This is a genomic window from Actinoallomurus acanthiterrae (assembly GCF_054775715.1).
Map to the genome: position 1 here is coordinate 4,599,663 of NZ_BAAHCO010000001.1, position 20,872 is coordinate 4,620,534.

The following is a 20,872-nucleotide window of genomic DNA, read 5'->3' on the forward strand; positions in this document are numbered from 1 at the left end:
CGGACGCGATCGGCTCGACCACCGTGACCCGCTCGGAGACCTACCGGTTCGTCGCCCCCAACGTGATCGACGCGCAGGTCCACACCGCTGCGAGCGGCGGTCCGGCCGTCTACTGGTACACGCCGTACACCGACTTCAAGGTCGGCAAGCCGCTGTGGACCGGCGGGGAGACGACCTCGTACGAGAGCCCGAACCCGTCCAACGCCCTGCTGGACTCGCCGGTGCCCGCGCTGGGCGTGTCCGACGGGACGTACACCTACGGCGTCGCCGGCGCCGCGACATGGGACGAGCCGCTGCCCGGCTACTCCGCCCCGCACCTCGTCATCGACGGCTCCCGGCTGGCCGCCCCGCAGATCGGCACGGAGGCAGACCCGGTCGTGCTCGGCGACGGGCAGGCGCGGTCGTTCCACAGCGTGTTCTACCGGTCGGCCGCCGGGCCGTACGGGCTCGCGCTCGGCGCCCAGCTCGCGACCGCCGAGACGCTCGGGCTGAGCACCCCGGACCGGTCCATGCCCGCCTGGGGCAAGGCGGCCTCCACCGCGACGCTCCGCCGCGCCGCCGCCGACGAGTTCGCCTCCATCGCCAAGACCACCGCCTACTGGGCCCGGATGACGACCGCGAGCGGCGTCAAGGCCCTCGCCCCGAACCAGAAGTACGCCCACTTCGGGGCGACGACCTACATGCGCGACAGCTTCTGGACGACGCTCGGCCTCGACGGCACCCCGTACGCGAAGGACACCGAGAAGGAACTGCTCGCGCAGTTCACCCGGGCGATCCCGCGCTCGGGCGGCGAGGCCGGGCACGTGCCCGTGACCGGCGGCGGGCCGTTCTTCGGCGACGAGAGCGGCCTGTACTACCTGATCCGGATGTACCACGACGCCACGACGTGGGGTCTGCCGGTCAAGGACCCCGCCACGGCGAACCTCGTCCTGGCCTACATCCGCGCCCATCAGGTGAGCGGCGGGGCGTTCGTGACCGCCGGGCCGGTCGACAACGCCGGATTCCAGATCACCCCGGACTCCTGGCTGGACGGCTACCTGTTCCCGACGGGTGCGGTCAACGCGTACAACCAGGGGCTGTACGTCGTGGCGCTGCGTGCCGCCAAGAGCCTCGGCGCCGACGTCGGCGACGCGGAGATCGACGCGGCGACCGGCGTGTACCGCAGGCTCTACGACGACCACCTGGGATACGTGCGGTGGCTGTCGACCAAGGACTTCAAGTCCCCGGACGTCCTGGTCGGGGACGCACTGTCGCTCTACCTGTTCGGCAGGCCGCTGCTGACCGACACGATGGTGCGGCGGACGTTCGCGGCGCAGGCGCGCACGCCGTACGGCATGAAGGTCCTCGCGAGGCAGGACGGCTCGGCCGTGCCACCGAGCGAGTTCCTCACGCTGACCAACGACCCGAAGACCGGCCAGGTGATCGGGCTCGGCGAGCCGGCTGGTACCAGAACGGCGCGAGCTGGCTGCTGTGGGAGTACCTCGCGGAGTACTCGGCGGCGCGGCACGGCGTGTCGGCCGCGCGGGGCGCGATGCGCGACTCGATCGCGGCGGAGGTCGCCGTCACCCCGCTCTCCAAGGAGTTCAAGGTCACGCAGCAGAACGCCGACATCGCGGGCGCGGACCCCGCCTGGCCCTACCCCCTCGGCTCCAGCGGCCTCGACCGTCAGGGCTTCGGCTGGAACGCCGCCGTCGCGGCCTTCTCAAGGTGATGATCATGTTGAAACACCGGAGCGGTGTCCTCCTCGCCCTGCTGGCACTCCTCATCTCCGTCACCTCCGTCGTGGCGCCGGCCGCCTCGGCACGGGCCGCCGGCACGACCGTCACCGTCGACGGGACGAAAGGCGGCCGCACGTTCGACGGGATCGGCGCGATCAGCGGCGGTGGCGGCAACTCGCGGCTCCTGATGGACTACCCCGAACCGCAGCGCAGCCGGATCCTCGACTACCTGTTCAAGCCCGGCTACGGCGCCTCCCTGCAGATCCTGAAGGTCGAGATCGGCGGGGACATGAACTCCACCGACGGCGCCGAGCCCAGCCACATGCACTCGCCCGACGACCTGAACTGCGGCCGAGGCTATGAGTGGTGGCTGATGGAGCAGGCCAAGAAGCGCAACCCCGACATCAAGCTGGCCGCCCTGTCCTGGGGCGCGCCCGGCTGGATCGGCAAGGGCAGCTTCTGGACGCAGGACATGGTCGACTACCTGATGAAGTGGCTCGGCTGCGCGAAGACGCACCACCTGCCGATCGACTACCTCGGTGGCTGGAACGAGAACGGCTTCGACAAGGCCTGGTACGAGAACCTGCACGCCGCCCTGCGGGCGAACGGCTACCCGACGAAGGTCGTCGCCGCCGACTCCGGGTGGGACGTCGCCGACGCGATCAACGCCGACCCGAAGTTCGGCGCGGCCGTCGACATCGTCGGCGCGCACTACCCGTGCGAGGGCGGCGACGGCGGCAGCGCGAACACCTGCGACACCCCCGACGCCGCCAAGAACGTCGGCAAACCGATCTGGGCCAGTGAGAACGGCTCACAGGACTACGACAACGGCGCGCCGGCGATGGCGCGGGCGATCAACCTCGGCTACGTCGACGGCCGGATGACCTCGTTCATCAACTGGCCGCTCGTCGCCGCGCTGCCGCCCGGCCTGCCGTTCCAGACCACCGCGCTGGCCGTGGACGACCAGCCGTGGTCGGGCAGCTTCGCGATCGGCAAGCAGGCGTGGGTAACCGCCCACACCACGCAGTTCACCCGGCCCGGCTGGACGTACGTCGACAGCGCGAGCGGCCTGCTCGGCGGCGACCGCGCCAACGGGAGCTACGTGACGCTGAAGTCGCCGAAGGGCGGCGACTACAGCACCGTGATCGAGACGACCCGCGCCACCGCCGACCAGACCGTCACCTTCACCGTCACGGGCGGGCTGTCCACCGGCGCGGTGCACGTCTGGTCCACCGACCTGGCGTCGAAGAACCCGGCGGACGACTTCGCCCACGCCGCCGACGTCACCCCAGCGAGCGGGACGTACACGGTGACGCTGAAGCCCGGGCGCGTCTACACGCTGACCACCACGACCGGCCAGGGGAAGGGCACCGCGACGTCGGGGCCGTCGGCCGGGTTCGGGCTGCCGTACTCCGACACGTTCGACGGCTCGCGTACGGGCGCGATCCCCGACTACCTCGCTCCGCAGCACGGCTCGTTCGAGATCGTCCCCTGCGGCGCCGGGCGGTCCGGCAAGTGCGCCCGCCAGATGTCATCGGTCAAGCCGATCGTCTGGCACGACAACGCGGCGACGCCGTACAGCCTGATCGGCGACGGCACGTGGACGAACTACACGGTCAGCGCCGACGTCATGCTCGAGCAGACCGGCTCCGTGGAGCTGCTCGGCCGGTACGGCGGGCGCGACTACTGGGAGGTCGGCCACATCGACGCCTACTACCTGCGGGTCACCGACGCGGGTGACTGGTCGATCGTGCGCGGCGACACCGGCGGCGGGCTGACGACGCTCGTCTCCGGAAAGGTCGCGGCCCTCGGGCCCGTCGGCTGGCACCGCCTGGCGCTCACCTTCCAAGGCGACGCGATCACGGCCGCGATCGACGGGAAGCAGCTCGGCACCGCGCACGACTCCGCCTACGCGGCCGGACCGGCCGGCCTGGCGGTCGGCGTCGGCGACGGCGGGAACATCGGCGGCAACCTCATCACCGACCCGACCGGCGACCTGGACTGGAACGGCCCGTACTCCCTCGACGGCGACGTGAGCGGCACGGTCGAGAAGGCGACCACGCCGGACGGCAAGAGCGCCGTCCACTGGAAGATGGACGACGCCAAGCAGAACACCTGGATCCAGTACACGCCGAGCGGGCTCGCCCAGGGCACCTCCTACAAGGCGAGCGTCACCCTGCGCGGCAAGGGCAACGTCTACCTCAACTTCTACAACGGCCAGAGCGACGTGGGCGGCCAGGCCGTCCAGCTGAGCGACACGCCGCAGACGGTCGAGGTCAAGACGACGATCCCCGGCGGTGACATCCGGCCGCTGCAGTTCCAGGTGCGCACGGCCGGCGACGGTCCGGTCGACCTGCTGGCCTCCGACGCGGCGATCTACAAGCAGATCCCGGGCGCGGGCTGGCTGAACGCCCAGTTCGACGACCTCAAGGTCACCCCGGGTCAGAACGCCACCGCCGGCACCGCCTACAAGCTGGTGAACGCCGGCAGCGGCAAGGCCCTGTCCGTCGCCGCCGACGGTACGAAGATCGTGCAGGCGGCCGACACCGGGGCCGCCGCCCAGCAGTGGCGGCTGGAGGGCCACGGCACCGGATACCTGGAGGTCGTGGGAGCCGGCGGCAAGGTCCTCGCCGCGCCGTCCGGGGCGGCCGGCGCCCAGCTGGAACAGCGCGCCGACACGCGCGCGGACCGCGAGCAGTGGCGCTTCGTCCCGACCGGCGACGGCCACTACACGATCACGAACCGGGACAGCGGCAAGACCGCCGACGTCCGGTCCAAGGACGACGCGGTCGTGCAGAACCCCGGATCGGGGGCGGCGAGCCAGCGCTGGGAACTGGTGCCCGTGCCCACGGCGGGCGCGACGTACAAGCTGCAGAACGTCGGCAGCGGCCTGGTCATGGACGTCGCCGGGCAGTCGCGCGACGACGGCGGCAAGGTCGTGCAGTGGACCGACAACGGCGGTTCCAACCAGCAGTGGCGGCTCAAGCCGGCCGGATCCCGCTACGTCCTCGTCAACGTCAACAGCGGCAAGGTGCTCGACGCCCCCGGGGCGTCCACCGACCCGGCGACCGACCTGGACCAGTGGACCGACAACGGCGGCTCGAACCAGCAGTGGCAGCTCACCCCGGCCCCGGGCGGCGCCTACACGCTGACCAACGGCCACAGCGGGCTCGCCGTCGACATCTGGCAGCAGCGCAAGGATCCGGGCGCGGGCGTCCAGCAGAACACCCCGAGCGGCGGGCCCAGCCAGCAGTGGCGGCTGATCCCGGCGTCCTGAGGATGACGAGGGGGTCGTGCCTCACCGATGAGGCACGGCCCCCTCACCGGGCCCGGACATGAGAAGCCGGGTGCCGTCTTGTGAGAAAGCCCAAGACATCAGCCTGAGGCTCGTTGAGCGCGGGAGTAACGATCCGCTGCGGCCGGGCGTGTAATTCCGCCCAATCGACCGCAGGGAGCTCATCCATGAAGTACAGGCTGCTCGGATCGCTGGCGGCACTCCTGATGGCGGGCGGAGCGTTCACCGCCGTCCAGGGTGGGCGGGCCGCCGCGGCTCCGGCCGCGTGCGACGCCTCCGACGCCGCGATCTACACCCCGCCGACCTCCGTGTCCGCGGCTCCGGGAACCCTCCTCGCCTGCGAGGCGGTGACGCTGTCCCAGGTGCCGGGGAACGTCCCGATGAAGGCGTGGAAGGTGCAGTACGCCTCCACCGACGTCCACGGCACTCCGATCGCCGTCTCCGGCACGGTCGCGGTGCCGACCGCCGCCTGGACTCGTGGCGGCTCCCGGCCCGTGATCGCCTTCAACCCCGGCACGCTGGGCCTCGGCTCGCAGTGCGCCTTCTCCAAGCAGCTCGCGGGGGCCTATCAGGACGAGTACGAGGGCGACCAGATCGCGGCGGTCCTCAAGGCCGGATACGCGGTCGCCGCCACCGACGGCGTCGGCTACCTGACCGGCCGGACCCACACCTACGTCGTGGGGCAGAACGCCGGGCACGCCCTGCTCGACGCCGCGCGGACCGCCTTCCAGGTGCCCGGCGGCGCCCTCGGCGCGGACGCGAAGGTCGGTATCTGGGGCTACTCCGAGGGCGGACAGGCATCCCTGTGGGCGGCCCAGCTCGCCTCCTCGTACGCCCCGGACCTTCATGTCGTCGGCGACGCGGCGGGCGGCATCCCCGGCGATCTGAAGGTGACGGCGGCGAGCCTGAACGCGGGGCCCTTCGCCGGCTTCCTGCTCGACGCGGTGATCGGCCTGCACACCGCCTACCCCGACATGCCGTTCGACTCCCTGCTCAACACCGCGGGGCAGAGCGCGGTCCAGCAGGCCGAGACCAAGTGCCTGGTGGGCACGATCACCGGATGGCCGCTCGCGGACATCAAGAACTACACGAAGAACGCCCTGACCCTCGACCAGATCTACGCCCTGAGCGGCCCGGAGGGCACCTGGGGACAGATCATCGACACCCAGCGGCTCGGGACCGACGTCGGGCCCACGTGGTCCGGCGCGAAGTACCGGATCGGCTTCCCGGTCCTGCAGTACCGCGGTCTCGCCGACGAGGTCATCCCGGCGGCAACGGAGGACGGCACCCACCAGGCGTACTGCTCCGCCCATGTCACCACCCAGTGGAACACCTACGCCGGGGACCACATGACCGCCGACAACCAGGCGATCAATGACGTGATGAGCTTCTTCGCCGACCGGATCGCCGGATGGCCGACCCTCGGCAACTGCTGAAGGGCGCCCGGTGGATCTCCGCCCGCGAGATCCACCGGACACCCTTCTAGGCCGGTTCCCGGGCGGTTCCGGGGTCCAGCGTCGGGGCGCCGACGCCGCAGTTGAAAGGGCACTCCGGCTGGGCGGTGGCCTGTTCGGGGCGGAGGGCGTCGTCGCGGACGGTGAGGAACGTCAGCACCGCGCCGACGGCCAGCAGGGACCCCGCGAACAGCATGGCGGTGTGGAAGCCGTCGTTGAAGACGTGCGGGTTCGTGTAGGCGTCCCCGGTGAGGCCGACGGCGGGCGGGACGCCCGCGACCGCGAGGAGACTCGCGGCGCGGGCGACCGCGTTGTTGACGCCGCTCGCGACGCCGGCGTGCCGGACGTCGGCGGTGGCCAGCACGGTCGCGGTGAGCGGCGCGACGGTCGCCGACAGCCCCAGCCCGAAGACCACGGTGGCGGGCAGCACGTCCCGGACGTACGACGCGTGGGGGCCGATGCGGAGGGTCAGCAGCATCCCGGCGGTGGCGAGGACCAGTCCGACGGCCATGGGCAGGCGGGGGCCGACGCGCTGGGCCAGGGCGCCCGCGCGAGCGGACAGCAGCAGCATCAGCACGGTCGTCGGGAGGAGGCCCGTGCCCGCGAGGATCGGGGAGTAGCCCGCCACGACCTGCAGTTGGACGACGAGGAGGAAGAACTGCACGCCCATCCCGCCGTACACGAGGAACGTCACCACGTTCACGGCCGTGAACTGGCCGGACCGGAAGATCCCGACCGGCAGCATGGCGCTCGGGCCGTGCCCGTTGGACCTGCGCCGCTCGACCACGACGAACGCCACGCCCGCCGCGATGCCGAGCACGGCCGTGACGACGACGACCGCCGTCGACGTGCCCTTCTCGGGTGCCTCGGTGAGGGCGTACGTGATCCCGGCGAGCGCGAGGGCGGCGAGCACCGCGCCCAGCACGTCGAAGCCCCGGTGTTCGCCCTCGTCGCGGCTCTCTGGGACGTGTCGGGCGGCGACGAGGATGACGACGGCGGCGAGCGGGAGGTTCAGCAGGAACGCCCAGCGCCACCCGGCCGCCGCGATGACCCAGCCGCCGAGGAACGGCCCGATCGCGCCCGCGACGCCGCCGAGCCCGGACCAAGCGCCGACGGCACGCGGCCGGTCGTCCGGCGCGAACGACGCCTGGATGATGGCCAGCGACCCGGGTGTCAGCAGCGCGCCGCCCACGCCCTGCAGGGCCCGGGCGATCACCAGGATCCCGATGTTCGGGGCGAGCCCGCACAGGGCGGACGCGATCGCGAACCACGCGACGCCGATCGTGAACACCTTCCGGCGGCCGAACCGGTCGCCGAGCGAGCCGCCGAGCAGGATCAGCCCGGCCAGCGTGAGGGTGTAGGCGTTGATGGTCCACTGCAGGCCGGCGAGGGAGGCGCCGAATTCCTTGCCGATGCGCGGCAGCGCCACGTTGACGATCGTGGCGTCGAGCATCGCCAGGCTGGAGCCGAGGACGGTGCCGGCCAGCACCCAGCGCCCACGGGCCTCGGACAGTCGGAGGTTCAAACGATCACTTCATCGGCATAGCACCAGCGCCAGTCCTCACCGGGCTCGAAGGACCGCACGATCGGATGAGAGGTCTCGTGGTGGTGCGCCGTCGCGTGCTTGTTCGGCGAGGAGTCGCAACAGCCGATGTGACCGCAGGTCAGGCAAAGCCGCAGATGGACCCACCGGCCGCCCATGCGCAGGCAGTCCTCACACCCCTCCGGAGTGCGCGCCTCGGGCGTGGGCGCCGGCAGCGTCGAAACGTGCTCACAGGTGATTGTCGTCATACACGGCATAGTCGCATGCGGGGGTCTGCCGCGCTGTCACCAGTGGTCGAAACTCAGCGGTTCGTCCTCCGGCCGGTCCGAGCGCGACAGCAGCGCCAGGTCGGACTCCACCATCCCCGCGACCAGTTCCTCGAACGACACGGTGGGCTCCCAGCCGAGCTGGTCCCGGGCCTTCTTCGGGTCTCCGCACAGCAGGTCGACCTCGGCGGGGCGGGTGAGCTCCGGGTCGGCGATCACGTGGTCCCGCCAGTCCAGACCGGCGCTGCTGAAGGCGAGTTCGACGAGGTCGCGCACCGACTGGGTGCGGCCGGTGCCGATGACGTAGTCCTCCGGGGTCTCCTGCGCGAGCATCAGCCGCATCGCCCGGACGTAGTCGCCGGCGTGGCCCCAGTCGCGCCGAGCCTCCAGGTTCCCGAGCCGGAGCTCCGTGGCCAGGCCGAGCTTGATGCGCGCGACGCCAAGGGAGATCTTGCGGGTGACGAACTCCGCTCCCCGGCGCGGTGACTCGTGGTTGAACAGGATGCCGCTGACGGCGAACATCCCGTACGACTCCCGGTAGTTCTGGGTGATGAAGTGCCCGTAGGTCTTGGCGACGCCGTACGGGCTGCGCGGGTGGAAAGGCGTCCGCTCGTTCTGCGGCGTCTCACGCACCTGGCCGAACATCTCCGACGACGACGCCTGGTAGAAGCGGATCTGACCGCCACCGGGCGTGCGGGAGCCGCTGATCCCGCTGACCACCCGGATCGCCTCCAGCATTCGTAGCACGCCCATCCCGGTGACCTCGGCGGTGATCTCCGCCTGCTGCCAGGACATGGGCACGAAGGAGATGGCGCCGAGGTTGTACACCTCGTCGGGCCGCACCTTCTCCACGGCGGAGATGAGACTGCCCTGATCCAGGAGGTCGCCGTAGACCAGCCGCACGTCGCCGATGTGCTTGCGCAGCCTCGACACGTGCGGGTTCGCCTGGCCGCGGACCAGGCCCCACACCTCGTACCCCTGCTCGAGCAGATGCTCGGCGAGGTACGAGCCGTCCTGCCCGGTGATCCCGGTGATGAGCGCTCGCGTGGTCAGCGGAACCTCCATGCTTACGGGGCTTTGCCCGCTTCGTGTGATCCCAGAGGTTAGCCGTCCCCGCCGGGCGATGGCGATAGCGGCCCACTGTGACCCGAATCAGATTCGTGTCGAGGGCCGGCACTAAGATGTCGTGGTGCGTGACGGGGGAGCTGAGCCGGGCCTGGAGGCGGCCGATGATCGCGTCGGCGCGGGGCCGGGCCGAGGCTCCGCTCGGCTGCGGCTCGGCGGGCGGGCGATCGACGATTTCGCGGTCATGGCCGTGGTCAACCGGACTCCCGACTCCTTCTTCGACAAGGGCGCGACGTACGCCTTCGACGCGGCGCTCGCGGCCGTCGACGCGGCGGTGGAGGCCGGCGCCGACCTCGTCGACATCGGCGGCGTCAAGGCCGGGCCGGGCGAGGAGGTCGGGGTCGCCGAGGAGCTCCGGCGGGTCGTCGACCTGGTCTCGGCGGTGCGCGAACGCCATCCGGGCGTGATCGTCAGCGTCGACACCTGGCGTGCGGAGGTCGGCGAGGCGGTCGCGGAGGCCGGGGCCGACCTGCTCAACGACACGTGGGGCGGTCCGGACCCGCGGCTGGCCGAGGTCGCGGCGGCGTACGACATCGGCCTGGTCTGCTCGCACGCCGGCGGCCTGCGCCCGAGGACCCGGCCGCACCGGGTGGCCTACGACGACGTGGTGGCCGACGTCGTCCGGCACGTGACCGCCGAGGCCGAGCGCGCCGTGTCGCTGGGGGTGCGCCGGGACGCGATCCTCATCGATCCGGCGCACGACTTCGGCAAGAACACCCGTCACTCGCTGGAGATCACGCGTCGCCTCGACGAGCTGACCCGCACCGGGTGGCCCGTCCTCGTGGCCGTGTCGAACAAGGACTTCATCGGGGAGACCCTCGGCCGGCCGGTGGACAAGCGCGGAGTGGGGACGATGGCGGTGCTGGGGGTCTCGGCCTGGCTGGGCGCCCGGGTCTTCCGGGTGCACGACGTCGCGGGCGCCCGGCGGGCGCTGGACGCCGTCGCCGCCCTGCGGCGCGACCCCGCCGCGCCGACCGCCCCGGCCTGGCAAGCCGGTCAGCGCGTCGCCGACTCGCGCTGACGGGCGCGGTAGGCGGCGACGTGCATGCGGTTGCCGCACGTGCGGCTGTCGCAGTAGCGCCGGCACCGGTTGCGGGACAGGTCGACGAGCACCCGTGAGCAGTCGGGGGCCTCGCAGACGCGGAGCCGGTCCAGCTCGTCGGCGGCGATGACGTAGGCGAGGGCGATGCCGCCTTCGGCCGCGAGGTGCTCGGCCAGCCGCGAGCCCGGCGCGAAGAAGTGCACGTGCCAGTCGTACTCGTCGTGGTCGGTCAGGTGCGGCGAGGTGCGCGCCTCGGCGATGACCGCGTTGACCCGGCGTACGGCGGTCTCCTTGTCCTCGGCCGCGCGGAAGACCTCGTGGAGCCGGTCGCGCAGGCCGCGGGTGGAGGTGAGGTCGCCGGCGTCGAGGTCGTGCGCGTCGCTCAGCTGGTTGCGGTCGACGAACTCCTGCAGGGCGGCCAGGTCGGGGAGGTGCTCGGTCTCGGTGGCAGGTGGCCCGGTGTTGACCAGATCGACGATGATCTGGAGGGCGTGCTCGGTGTCATGGCTGAAAAGCACTTCGACTCCCGTCGGCCGACACATCGTAACGTAATCAGCGTATGCCCATACGCTACTTACGTCGAACTGCGGACCTCTCGGTTTACCTGAGTCTCCGAAGGGTGCCCCGTCCTTCAGGTCGGGGAGAAATTCGGACTCCGTCAGGAGCGGCCCGGCGTAGCCGAGACGGCCTCAGAACGAACTCTGCCGACATTCGGCCATTCGCCTTACACCTCAGCATGACGACTGTAAGGTTCTAGTCATGCGTACGGCGTACAAGTGCCGGGCCTACCCGGACCCCGAGCAAGCGGCGGTGTTCAGCCGCACGTTCGGGTGTGTGCGCGTGGTGTGGAACAAGACTCTCACCGAACGCCACGCGGCGTACCACCAGCGAGGTGCCAAGACCTCCTACCGGCAGACCGATGCGGCGTTGACCGGATGGAAGAAGACCGAGGACCTGGCGTTCCTGGCGGAGGTGTCGTCGGTTCCGCTGCAGCAGACGTTGCGGCATCAGCACGCGGCGTTCGCGAACTTCTTCGCCGGACGCGCGAAGTATCCGCGGTTCAAGAACCGCGGCTCCCGGCAGTCCGCGCACTACACCCGCTCGGCGTTCCGGATGAACAACGGCGAGTTGTCCATGGCCAAGACCCGGGCACCACTGCGATTCGTGTGGTCTTTTGAGGGTGTGGACCTGGCCGCGCTGAACCCGACCATGGTCGTCATCTCCCGCGATCCGGACGGCCGCTGGTACGTGACCTTCGCCATCGACACCGACGCGCCCGACCCCATGGAGGAGGCCGGGCACGCCATCGGTATCGATCTGGGGATCAAGGACTTCGCGGTCACCTCGGACGGGGAGCGCATCGCCAACCCTCGCCACCTTGAGCGCAAGGCCCGCAACCTCGCCCGCTACCAGCGGCGCATGGCCCGTCGCGAGCGCGGCAGCATGAACCGGCGTAAGGCCAAGGCGAAGGTCGCCCGCGCCCACCGCAAGGTCCGCAACGCGCGCGCCGACTTCCTGCACCGCACCAGCACTAACCTGATCCGCAGAGCCGACACCATCGTCATCGAAGACCTCGCGGTCACCAACATGGTGAAGAACCGCAGGCTTGCGAGGGCGATCAGCGATGCGGGATGGGGGGAGTTCCGGCGGCAGTTGGAGTACAAGGCCGAACGCGCCGGACGCACTCTCGTGGTCATCGATCGCTGGTATCCCTCTTCCAAGACCTGCTCGGTCTGCGGGCACTTGCTCGCGGAGTTGAGTCTTTCGACCCGGCGCTGGACGTGTCCGGGCTGCCGTACCCGGCATGACCGGGACATCAACGCGGCCAAGAACATCCTTGCGGCTGGTCGAGCCGTAGCCGGGGAGCCCCCTGGTGATGCCTGTGGAGCTGGTGTCAGACGGCAAGGGTCCTCCCTTCCGCAGTCGGCGCTGAAACAGGAAACCCGCACCGCGAGGCGCCCGGCCTAAAGGCCGGACCGGCCGCAAGGCCGACGGGACTCCTCCTTCTTCTTCTTCTTCTTCAGAAGGAGGAGGAGGAAGTCAAATTGTGACCTGCCCCACGACTCGACCCGCTGGTGCGAGGCGCGGGTGATTTGGGGAAGAGTGGGCGTCATGAGTCCGATGTCGCTTTTGGTGATCGGACTGGTCTTCGCCGTCGTGGTGTTGCTGTCCCGCACGATGGCCGACCGGTTCGGCGTCCCGGAGGCGACCCTGCTCGTCGTGCTGGCCGCGGCGATGGGCTTCATTCCCGGCATCCCCGAGGTACACCTTCCGCCCGACGCAGTCCTGATCGGCTTCCTGCCACCGCTGGTGTACCACGCGGCCTTCTTCACGGCGCCCCGGGAGGCCAAGGCCGACGCCGTCCCGATCATCGCGCTCGCGGTCGGGCTGACCCTTGTGACGACGTTCCTGGTGGCGTCCGCCGCCCACGCCGTCGTGACCGGTCTCGGCTGGGCGGCGGCGATCGCGTTCGGCGCGGCGGTCGCGCCCACCGACGCCGTGTCGGCGGCCTCGATCCTGCAGCGCCTCGGCGCGCCGCCGCGGATCGTGACGATCCTCGAGGGCGAGAGCCTCATCAACGACGGGGTGGCCCTCACCGCCTTCAGCCTGGCGGTCGAGGCGCTCTCGCACTCCTACACCTACGAGCACGGGCTGGCGCGGCTCGGCGAGGTGGTCGCGGGCGGTGTCGCCTACGGCCTCGTCGTCGGTTTCGTCATCGCGCGGCTGCGGCGCCGGATCCGAGATCCGAGCAGCCAGATCGTCGTCTCGCTGCTGGTCCCGTACCTCGCCTTCGTGCCCGCCGACGAGCTCGGATTCTCCGGGATCCTCGCCACCGTCACGACCGGCTTCTTCCTCGGCACGCGCGGCGAGGGGATGCTGCAGCCCGCCTCGCGCCTGGTCGGGCAGCTGTTCTGGCGGGTCCTCGTCTTCCTGCTGGAGTCGGCGCTGTTCGTGCTGCTGGGCCTGCAGATGCGGCCGGTGATGCGGGAGGTCATCGGTCATTCCTGGACACGGCTGCTCGTCGGCGCCCTCGTCGTGACGGTCATCCTGATCGCCGTGCGCATGGCGTGGTCGCTGTGGGTCTTCCCCCTCGGCCGCCACCTGCCGGGTCGGCACCTCGAGGTCGACCACCTGCACCGGGCGGAGCGGCTCGCGATCGGATGGAGCGGCATGCGCGGGGCCATCTCCCTGGCGATCGCGCTGTCCGTGCCGGTCGCGATCCAGGGCTCCCGGCTGCCGGGCCGGGGGGAGATCGTGTTCCTGGCCGCCATGGTCGTGTTCGTCACCCTCGTCGGCCAGGCGATGACGCTGCCGGTCCTGCTGCGGCGGCTCGGCCTGGCCGAGTCCGACCGGCAGCGGATCGAGCAGATGTACGCCCGCCGGGCGGTGCTGGAGGCCGCCCTGGCCCGGCTGGACGCGCTCGTCGAGAACGACGAGGTGGACGAGCGCATCGCGGGGAGCTACCGCCAGTTGTACGAGGACCGCCTCCAGCGGGTCCGCGCCGAACTCGACGACGAGACGGAGGAGCCGAGACCCGCGGACGCGGGCCGGCTCCGGCAGGAGCTGATCCAGGCGCAGCGGGAGAAGCTGGATCGGCTGTACCGCAAGGGGAAGATCGGCGCGGACGCGTTGCGGGCGGTGCGCCGGCGGCTCGACCTGGACGACCCGGAACTGCGTCGCGACGTCGGCTTATCGGGGAAGGCTCACCGGGCGTAGAACGGGTCGGCGACCACGGGATAGAGGGCGTCGGCCTCCCGGTGCCCGACGGTCATCACGAGGACCGAGCCGTCGAGGTCGTACGCCGCGGTGATCGGGCGGTAGAGCGCGTCGCACGCCCACGGCCGGTGGAACCGGCCCACGGTCGCGCCGTACCGGTCGTGGACGACGTCGTACCCTCCGGACGGCGCCGCGTCGAGGGAGAGGCCTTCGGCGAGTTCCAGGGCGAAGCGGAACTCCGCGGGCGCGTCCGGCCCGTGCAGCACCGTGATGAGGCGCACGCCCGTGGTGGTGGTCTGGGCGATCAGGTCGGTGTCGGTGTCGACGCCGGGGAAGACCCGGAGGGTCGGGCGGACGGCGGTGACCGCGCGGTCGTCGTCGGGGCCGGGCAGCCCGATCTGGAGGCGCTGCCCGTTCCGGGTCGGCACGGAGACGCCGTCGAGCGCCCGCGGGCCCCAGGTGACGTCCGGATTGGCCGCCTCGGGCGGCTCCGACCGGCCGCGGAGCAGGAGAACCTGGTTCGCGGTATCGGTCACCGTTACCGCGTCATCGCGCGCGTGTCTCATCCGAGTCCTCTTCTTTCGGGCTATTCGTGGTACGTCATAAGACGCCTATCTTCCCGGTCCGGTGGCCTTCTCTTTTGGCGAAGTTCGGATTCCATCGGGCGTGCAGGCCAACGTACTAGTCGATTTATGTGGTCATAGGGCGGTTTGAGATGAATGCCGATGGCGCAGATCGGACATCCTCCGCAGGAGAATATCCAGGTGGTGGCGTGGTGGGATGCATGGACCCCCGGTGCCGGCTTAATTGATCTTCTGGTATCCGGCTTTCTGGATGATTCGCTCTATTGCCCATAAAGTCGGCGGGCGGGGCGGCGATCACGGCGGACGCGAGACACTGTCCGTAAACTGCGATACGGCGGATCAGGTGCGAGCCGAAGGAGTCACATGTCCGAGCAAGCGGAGATGTCGCAGGATCGGGCCACGACGGATGACCCTCAGAAGATCGGCAGAGCCGACCCGGCCGAGCGTCCGATGACGAATGGACCGGCGCCGGGCCGCCCGCAGGGGCCGGGCGCCACCGTCCGCATCGTCGACCTGCCGGAGTCGGACCAGAAGTCATTGCGCAACGCCCTGCGTCACGACACGCCACTGCACGACCTGCTCGGCCTGGAGATGGTCGAGATGGGCGAGGATCACGCGGTGCTGTCCATGCCGATCCGGCCGCAGGCGTTCAACAGCACCGGCAACCTGCACGGCGGCGCCATCGCCACGCTCATCGATGTGGCGGCCGGCACGGCCGCGGCCCGGGGGAGCGGGTTCGAGCCGGGCCGGCAGAGCCTCGTCACCGCCGACCTGCACGTCCGCTACCTCGGCCGCCCGCACGGCGACGTGGTCTACGCGCGGGCCCAGGTGCTGAAGGCCGGCCGCCAGCTCATCGTCGTGGAGTGCCGGGTCACCGACGTGGAGGACCGCGTCATCGCCGCGGCCGACTTCAGCATGATGATCGTGCCGCTGCGCAAGCCGCTGCGGCCGGTCGCGTCCGCCAAGGACACCGACCCCGACCTGTGACCGCCGACGACCCGGCGCGCAGCATGGCGCGCCGGGCCGGGCCGTGCGTTCGGGTCAGCCCGGGTTGGCCGCCAGCGTGTTGAAGAACGCCGGCAGGTTCGGGCTGCCCAGACCCGTCGACAGGTCGAAGCCGGCCGTCGCCGGGTAGTACAGGTTGTTGCCCGCGACCACGTCGGTGTACGGCTTGTTGGCACCCCCGGCGCTCAGCGCGTGGTAGAAGGTGTCCGGGCCGTAGCAGAAGATGTGGGACTTCGCCAGCAGACCCTGGTTCACCAGCGCCATTCCGGCCGCCCAGATGGGCGCCGCCGCGCTCGTGCCGCCGGACGACACCCAGTTGCCTCGGAAGTAGATCGGCAGGTTGATCGCGGCTGCGGAGATGTCCGGCACCTGCCGGCCGCCATTGGCGGCGTACCGGTTGTCCGCGCCCGGCGCCTGCTGGTACGGCGGCCGCTGGAACACCTTGCTCACGCCGCCGCCGCTGCCCCACTGGTTCTCGCACTTGGACAGGTTCGCCCGGTCGGACCACACGACCTCCCCGGTACGAGCCCCGTTCGGCGCCAGGTCGAGCCGGGTGCCGCCAACCGAGACGGCGTTCGGCGAGCTCGCGGGGAAGGACACGTCGAGCGACCCGTACTGCCGGTCGGCGTACGCGCCGCAGTCACCGCTCGAGATGAACACCGTCATCTGCTCGGTGGCGGTGAGGATTCGGAGGCTCTGGTCGATCGCCTGCATGATGGGTTGCGACAGGTAGCCCTCCGGGCCGCCCATGCTGATGCTGACGATGCTGCCCGGCCGCTTCTTGTCGGCGTTGTCGTCGATGATCCGCTGCAGCGCGTTGTTGAGCGCGGCCCAGGAGTCGGAGCCGTTGCCGCTGTTCAGCAGTTCGGGGTCCTCCTGGTAGTCCACGATGCGCAGGTTCGGGGCCAGGCCCGCCAGCATCTGGATGTCGAGGGTGGCCTCCGCGCCGACCGCGGGCTCGGTCGCCCCGAGGTTCACGTTGCCGAGCTGGATGTGGGCGCCGGTGCACGCGACGTAGTTGGCGACGTCGTTCCGGTCGTACCCGTCCATCTCGACGAGGTTGACCGTCATGTTCTCCCCGCGCCAGCCCTGCCCCCACAGCTGGTTGAACCCGTACGCTGCGGCGACCCGCTGACTCGACGCGAACTTCTGGGGGAACCGCCGGATGCAGCGCCCCGCGCGGGTCGGGAGCGCGCGTCCGGGCGCCGCGGCCCCCAGCGCACGGGCCTTCGGAGCGAGGCTGTAGCTCTCCAGGCCCGTGACGGCCAGGATGTACGGCTTGATCTGCTCGGGGATCTGCGGCGGGTGGTTCGGGTCGGGCGTGAAGTAGGTGCGGCCGTTCAGCTTGTGCGTGACGAAGGAGGTGCGCAGCAGCTTGGCGGCCTGGCCGGCCTTGACGTCGAAGGTCACGCTGGTGCGCGTCTTGCTGGTCTTGGCCTGGATGTGGGCCTGGTTGAGGTAGGCCTGGACCTTCTGGAGCTGCTCGTCGGTGATGCCGAGGTCCTTGCCGACGTCCCCGGCTCGCTGGGCCGGGCTCTTGCCGTGCCCGAACTTCTTCCAGGCCTGGTCGCTGACCTTCAGCGTGACGCCGACGTGCAGCGTCTTGGTGTCCGGGACCTTGCCGGTGACCGGTGCCTTGAGCACCTTGTCCGGGATCCCGAGATCAAGGGTCGTGAACTTCCACGATACGGCGGCGGTCGGCGTGGCCGACGGCTTGCTGGAGTGCCCCGAACTCCCGCAGCCGCTCAGCACAGTCAGTGCGAGCAGCATGCTGAGACATGCGGTCCGGCGCTTGCGCACGGATCTACCCCGTTTCGTCGTCTATGAATTTCTCGATCACGCACGGGCGGACCGTGCGTGAGCGCTCAGACGAGCGCGACGAAGCGCCGGTTCCACTCGTTCGGTTGGGTTTCCGGCTTCCTGCTCGAATGAGGAGCGACTGGGACTGATGTGACATCAGTAGCCGGATGACCACTCTTGGTACGTGTGCTCGCATACGATGGCAGAACAGGGCAGCTCGGAGCAAGAGAACGGCCGCGCACCCACAGGGTGCGCGGCCGGTTCCGGACAGGCTTTAAATCAGGGGTGAAGCGCCGGGGGGTGCAGGGCGGCGTGCGCCTGCCGGATCTGCGGCCACGACTTCGGCTGAGCCGTCGCGGCGACCGGCTGCGGCGGCGTGGCCGGACGTCCCGGGGTGAACAGCCAGGTCTGGAACAGGTCCCCGAGCTGCTGACCGGACACCTGCTCGGCGTACGCGACGAACTCCGGGATCGTCGCGTTGCCGTACCGCTTCCGCGCCGCCCACGTGCGCAGGATCGTGAAGAAGGCCCGGTCGCCGACCTTCGCCCGCAGCGCCTGCAGGGCCATCCCGCCGCGGTCGTAGACGGCGTCGGCGAACTGGTTCTCACCCGGGCCCGGGTCGCCCGGCTTCACCTGCCAGAACGCGTCGTCCGCCGGGTAGGAGTCGTAGGTCTTCTTGGCGAGCTCGGCGGCCGTGCCCTCGCCATGCTGCTCCGACCACAGCCACTCGGCGTACGTCGCGAACCCCTCGTTCAGCCAGATGTCGCTCCACCGGGCGAGCGAGACGCTGTCACCGAACCACTGATGGGCGTTCTCGTGCACGACGAGATACGGCCTGGGCCCGTTGCGGAAGCCGTACGGGCTGTAGAACGGCCGGGTCTGGGTCTCCAGCGCGAAGTGGGAGGTCACGTTCGGCACGTACCCGCCGAGCGAGGTGAACGGGTAGGGGCCGAAGATCTTGCTCTCCCAGTCGACGACCTCGGCGGTCTTCTCGACGCTCGCCTTGGCCGCCGCCGCGCGGTCGGCGGGCAGGTCGGGGCTGTAGGCGGTGATGACCGGGAGGCCGCTCTTCGTCCGGGAGCGATGGACGTCGAACTTGCCGATCGCGAGCGTCGCGAGGTACGTCGCCTGTGGGCGGGTCTCGCGCCAGCCGTACCGCGTCCAGCCGCCCGCGGTGCGCGCGCCGGTCGGCTCGCCGTTGCTGATCGTCTGCAGGCCCTCCGGCACGGCGACCTGGATGTCGTACGTCGCCTTGTCGAGCGGATGGTCGTTGCTGGGGAACCACCACCAGGCACTCTCCGGCTCCTGCGCGGCGACCGCGCCGTCCGGGGTCCGGGCCCAGCCGACGTAGTCGTTGTACTTCTTCGTCGACGGGACGCCGGAGTAGCGGACGACGACGGTGAGCGGCCGGCCCCTGTGGAGGACGGCCGTCGGGGTGATCACCAGCTCGTGGGCGCCGGACGTCGTGAACCGTGCCGGCCGCCCGTTCACCGTCACCGAGGAGACGTCGAGCAGGAAGTCCAGGTCGAAGCGGGTGAGGTCCTGAGTGGCCCGGGCGGTGATGGTCGCCGTGCCGTCGAGACGGTCGTCGGACGGCCGGTACCTCAGGTCGAGGCCGTAGTGGCCGACGTCGTAACCGCCGTTGCCGTAGTCGGGATAGTACGGGTCGCCGATCCCCGGCGCGCCCGGCCCGGCGTCGGCGTGGGCGGCGGTGGCCGCCAGGAGGACTCCGGCGGCGGCCGCCACCGCGGCGGTCAGTCGTCTGCTGCGCATTTACTCTCCCGCTTTCTCAGATTGACCCGCTGGGATAATAGGGAGTTCGTGGTGCGTCAGGTCAATGGGTGACGGGCTCCAGCGTCGCGTTGAAATGACGGAGGATGGGAGGGACGGTGACGAGGCGGTAGCCGGGGACGCTCTCGGCCCGCTTGGCCACGGCGGCGACCACCTCGGCGACGTACTCCAGGTGGCTCTGCGTGTAGACCCGGCGCGGAAGGGCGAGGCGGAGCAGTTCGTACGGGGCCGGCGCCTGGAGCCGCCCGTCCGCGTCGACCTCGCCGAGGAAGAGCGAGCCCAGCTCCACCGAGCGGATGCCGCCCTCGAGGTACAGCGCGCACGCCAGTGCGTGGCCCGGGAATCGCTCCGGCGGAATGTGCGGCAGCAGGCGCCCGGCGTTCAGGTAGACCCCGTGGACTCCCGGCGGCCGTACCGTGCCGACGCCGGCCGTGTTGACGAGGTCGGCGAGGTGCGCGGTCGCGTCGGCCCGGGCGCGCAGGTAGTGCGGATCCGTGACCTCGACCAGCCCCTGGGCGAGCATCTCCAGATCCCGGCCGGCCAGGCCGCCGTACGTCCGGAATCCCTCCGTGGCGGTCAGGATGAGCTCGCAGCGCCCGGCCAGGTCGTCGTCGCGGAGCGCGAGCAGGCCCCCGATGTTGGCGATCCCGTCCTTCTTCAGGCTCGCCAGGCAGCCGTCGGCCAGCCGGAACGCCGCTTTCGCCACCTCGCGGGGAGAGGAGTTCTCATACCCGGGCTCGCGCTGGGTCACCAGCCACGCGTTCTCGGCGAACCGCCCGGCGTCCAGGAAGAACGGCACGGCGTGCCGGCGGCAGAGCCGCGACGCGGCCTCGAGGTTGGCCATGGAGACCGGCTGCCCGCCGCCTCCGTTGTTGGTGATCGTCATGATCACGATGCCGACGCGGTCGGCGTCCGGGCCGGTCAGAGCGGCTTCCAGCGCGGCCAGATCGATGTTCCCCTTGAACGGCTCGTCGCTGTCGAGGTCCTTCATCTCGGCGCAGGGCAGATCGCGCGCCTCACAACCGGCCAGCTCGGAGTTGGCGCGCGTGGTGTCGAAGTGCGTGTTGCTGATGGTGATCTGGCCCGGCCCGAGCAGCGCGGAGAACAGGATGCGTTCCGCGGCCCGCCCCTGGTGGACGGGGAAGATGTGCGGATAAGACGTCAGCTCGTCGACGACCTCACGGAAGCGATGGAACGACCGTGCGCCCGCGTAGCTCTCGTCGCCGACCGCGGCGGCCGCCTGCTGGGCGGCGGACAGAGCCCCGGTGCCGGAGTCGGTGAGCAGATCGATCGTGACCTCGTCCGCGCTCAGGTTGAACAGGTTGTGTCCCGCACGTTCCAGTGCCTTCTCGCGGACCGCACGGGTGGTCACCGGAATCGGTTCGACGACCTTGATGCGGTACGGCTCCATGAGGGGCATGCCTAAGCTCCTTGCCGACCCGACCTAATTTCGGGCAACCAGTAATGAGGGTTAGGAGCCTATCGGTCATCTAGCCCGTTTCTCGGACTTTTTCACTCGCACGTAACTGGAT

The 20,872-nt window shown here is 70.4% G+C and carries 14 protein-coding genes; 6 read left to right on the plus strand and 8 right to left on the minus strand.

All coding sequences use genetic code 11. From position 1 onward, the window contains the following. Positions 1–1,716 precede the first annotated feature (1,716 nt). Positions 1,717–4,995 carry an RICIN domain-containing protein gene (locus ACYVF7_RS22180; protein WP_460343736.1) on the plus strand — a complete coding sequence of 1,093 codons (3,279 nt, stop codon included), beginning with the start codon at positions 1,717–1,719 and terminating at the stop codon, positions 4,993–4,995. Positions 4,996–5,180: 185 nt separating this feature from the next. After that, positions 5,181–6,449: a lipase family protein gene (locus ACYVF7_RS22185; protein WP_460343739.1), complete on the plus strand. Its 1,269-nt coding sequence runs from the start codon at positions 5,181–5,183 to the stop codon at positions 6,447–6,449. Between the two features lie 46 nt (positions 6,450–6,495). Here the strand turns inward: ACYVF7_RS22185 and ACYVF7_RS22190 are convergent, their stop codons facing one another. The 3 genes from ACYVF7_RS22190 to gmd are packed head-to-tail and all read right to left on the minus strand — an operon-like array spanning position 6,496 to position 9,329. Continuing rightward, a complete protein-coding gene (locus ACYVF7_RS22190) occupies positions 6,496–7,992 on the minus strand; it encodes an MFS transporter (RefSeq protein WP_460343742.1) in 1,497 nt (498 codons plus the stop codon). After that, positions 7,989–8,258, minus strand: a complete 270-nt coding sequence (locus ACYVF7_RS22195; RefSeq protein WP_460343745.1) for a ubiquitin carboxyl-terminal hydrolase 14 — start codon at positions 8,256–8,258, stop codon at positions 7,989–7,991. The genes ACYVF7_RS22190 and ACYVF7_RS22195 overlap by 4 nt, the downstream gene beginning before the upstream one ends. A gap of 36 nt (positions 8,259–8,294) precedes the next feature. Further along, positions 8,295–9,329: a GDP-mannose 4,6-dehydratase gene (gene gmd / locus ACYVF7_RS22200; RefSeq protein WP_460358047.1), complete on the minus strand. Its 1,035-nt coding sequence runs from the start codon at positions 9,327–9,329 to the stop codon at positions 8,295–8,297. A 256-nt stretch (positions 9,330–9,585) separates the two neighbouring features. Between gmd and folP the strand changes: the two genes are divergently transcribed. Further along, positions 9,586–10,422, plus strand: coding sequence for a dihydropteroate synthase (gene folP / locus ACYVF7_RS22205; RefSeq protein ID WP_460358049.1), 837 nt, complete (start codon positions 9,586–9,588; stop codon positions 10,420–10,422). Here folP and ACYVF7_RS22210 read toward each other — a convergent pair. Continuing rightward, on the minus strand, positions 10,398–10,961 hold the full coding sequence (locus ACYVF7_RS22210) for a CGNR zinc finger domain-containing protein (protein WP_460343749.1): 564 nt from the start codon (positions 10,959–10,961) through the stop codon (positions 10,398–10,400). The two genes, folP and ACYVF7_RS22210, sit on opposite strands and share 25 nt — an antisense overlap. A gap of 241 nt (positions 10,962–11,202) precedes the next feature. Here ACYVF7_RS22210 and ACYVF7_RS22215 point away from each other — a divergent pair, with 241 nt between their 5' ends. Beyond that, the gene (locus ACYVF7_RS22215; RefSeq protein ID WP_460343752.1) at positions 11,203–12,411 is read left to right on the plus strand and encodes an RNA-guided endonuclease InsQ/TnpB family protein; all 1,209 of its coding nucleotides are present in this window, start codon (positions 11,203–11,205) and stop codon (positions 12,409–12,411) included. Between the two features lie 144 nt (positions 12,412–12,555). Further along, positions 12,556–14,160, plus strand: a complete 1,605-nt coding sequence (locus ACYVF7_RS22220; protein WP_460343756.1) for a Na+/H+ antiporter — start codon at positions 12,556–12,558, stop codon at positions 14,158–14,160. On the opposite strand, the gene ACYVF7_RS22225 is transcribed toward ACYVF7_RS22220, so the two are convergent. Next, positions 14,148–14,696, minus strand: coding sequence for a hypothetical protein (locus tag ACYVF7_RS22225; protein ID WP_460343759.1), 549 nt, complete (start codon positions 14,694–14,696; stop codon positions 14,148–14,150). The genes ACYVF7_RS22220 and ACYVF7_RS22225 overlap by 13 nt on opposite strands. A gap of 411 nt (positions 14,697–15,107) precedes the next feature. Between ACYVF7_RS22225 and ACYVF7_RS22230 the strand changes: the two genes are divergently transcribed. After that, entirely contained in the window at positions 15,108–15,731 is a 624-nt protein-coding gene (locus ACYVF7_RS22230; protein WP_460343761.1) for a PaaI family thioesterase, read from the plus strand. Between the two features lie 54 nt (positions 15,732–15,785). Here the strand turns inward: ACYVF7_RS22230 and ACYVF7_RS22235 are convergent, their stop codons facing one another. The 3 genes from ACYVF7_RS22235 to ACYVF7_RS22245 form a co-directional block, all read right to left on the minus strand. Then, a complete protein-coding gene (locus ACYVF7_RS22235) occupies positions 15,786–17,519 on the minus strand; it encodes a S53 family peptidase (protein WP_460343764.1) in 1,734 nt (577 codons plus the stop codon). 309 nt (positions 17,520–17,828) lie between these two features. Next, positions 17,829–19,322, minus strand: a complete 1,494-nt coding sequence (locus ACYVF7_RS22240; protein WP_460343767.1) for a M1 family metallopeptidase — start codon at positions 19,320–19,322, stop codon at positions 17,829–17,831. 61 nt (positions 19,323–19,383) lie between these two features. Beyond that, positions 19,384–20,760, minus strand: coding sequence for a tryptophanase (locus ACYVF7_RS22245; protein ID WP_460343770.1), 1,377 nt, complete (start codon positions 20,758–20,760; stop codon positions 19,384–19,386). Between the last annotated feature and the right edge of the window lie 112 nt (positions 20,761–20,872).

Bases quoted from the DNA above. Each gene is read 5' to 3' on its own strand.
- ACYVF7_RS22180 (WP_460343736.1), top strand. From the start codon at position 1,717: ATGTTGAAACACCGGAGCGGTGTCCTCCTCGCCCTGCTGGCACTCCTC.
- ACYVF7_RS22185 (WP_460343739.1), top strand. From the start codon at position 5,181: ATGAAGTACAGGCTGCTCGGATCGCTGGCGGCACTCCTGATGGCGGGC.
- ACYVF7_RS22195 (WP_460343745.1), bottom strand. From the start codon at position 8,258: ATGACGACAATCACCTGTGAGCACGTTTCGACGCTGCCGGCGCCCACG.
- folP (WP_460358049.1), top strand. From the start codon at position 9,586: ATGGCCGTGGTCAACCGGACTCCCGACTCCTTCTTCGACAAGGGCGCG.
- ACYVF7_RS22215 (WP_460343752.1), top strand. From the start codon at position 11,203: ATGCGTACGGCGTACAAGTGCCGGGCCTACCCGGACCCCGAGCAAGCG.
- ACYVF7_RS22220 (WP_460343756.1), top strand. From the start codon at position 12,556: ATGAGTCCGATGTCGCTTTTGGTGATCGGACTGGTCTTCGCCGTCGTG.
- ACYVF7_RS22230 (WP_460343761.1), top strand. From the start codon at position 15,108: ATGTCCGAGCAAGCGGAGATGTCGCAGGATCGGGCCACGACGGATGAC.
- ACYVF7_RS22235 (WP_460343764.1), bottom strand. From the start codon at position 17,519: ATGCTGCTCGCACTGACTGTGCTGAGCGGCTGCGGGAGTTCGGGGCAC.
- ACYVF7_RS22240 (WP_460343767.1), bottom strand. From the start codon at position 19,322: ATGCGCAGCAGACGACTGACCGCCGCGGTGGCGGCCGCCGCCGGAGTC.
- ACYVF7_RS22245 (WP_460343770.1), bottom strand. From the start codon at position 20,760: ATGCCCCTCATGGAGCCGTACCGCATCAAGGTCGTCGAACCGATTCCG.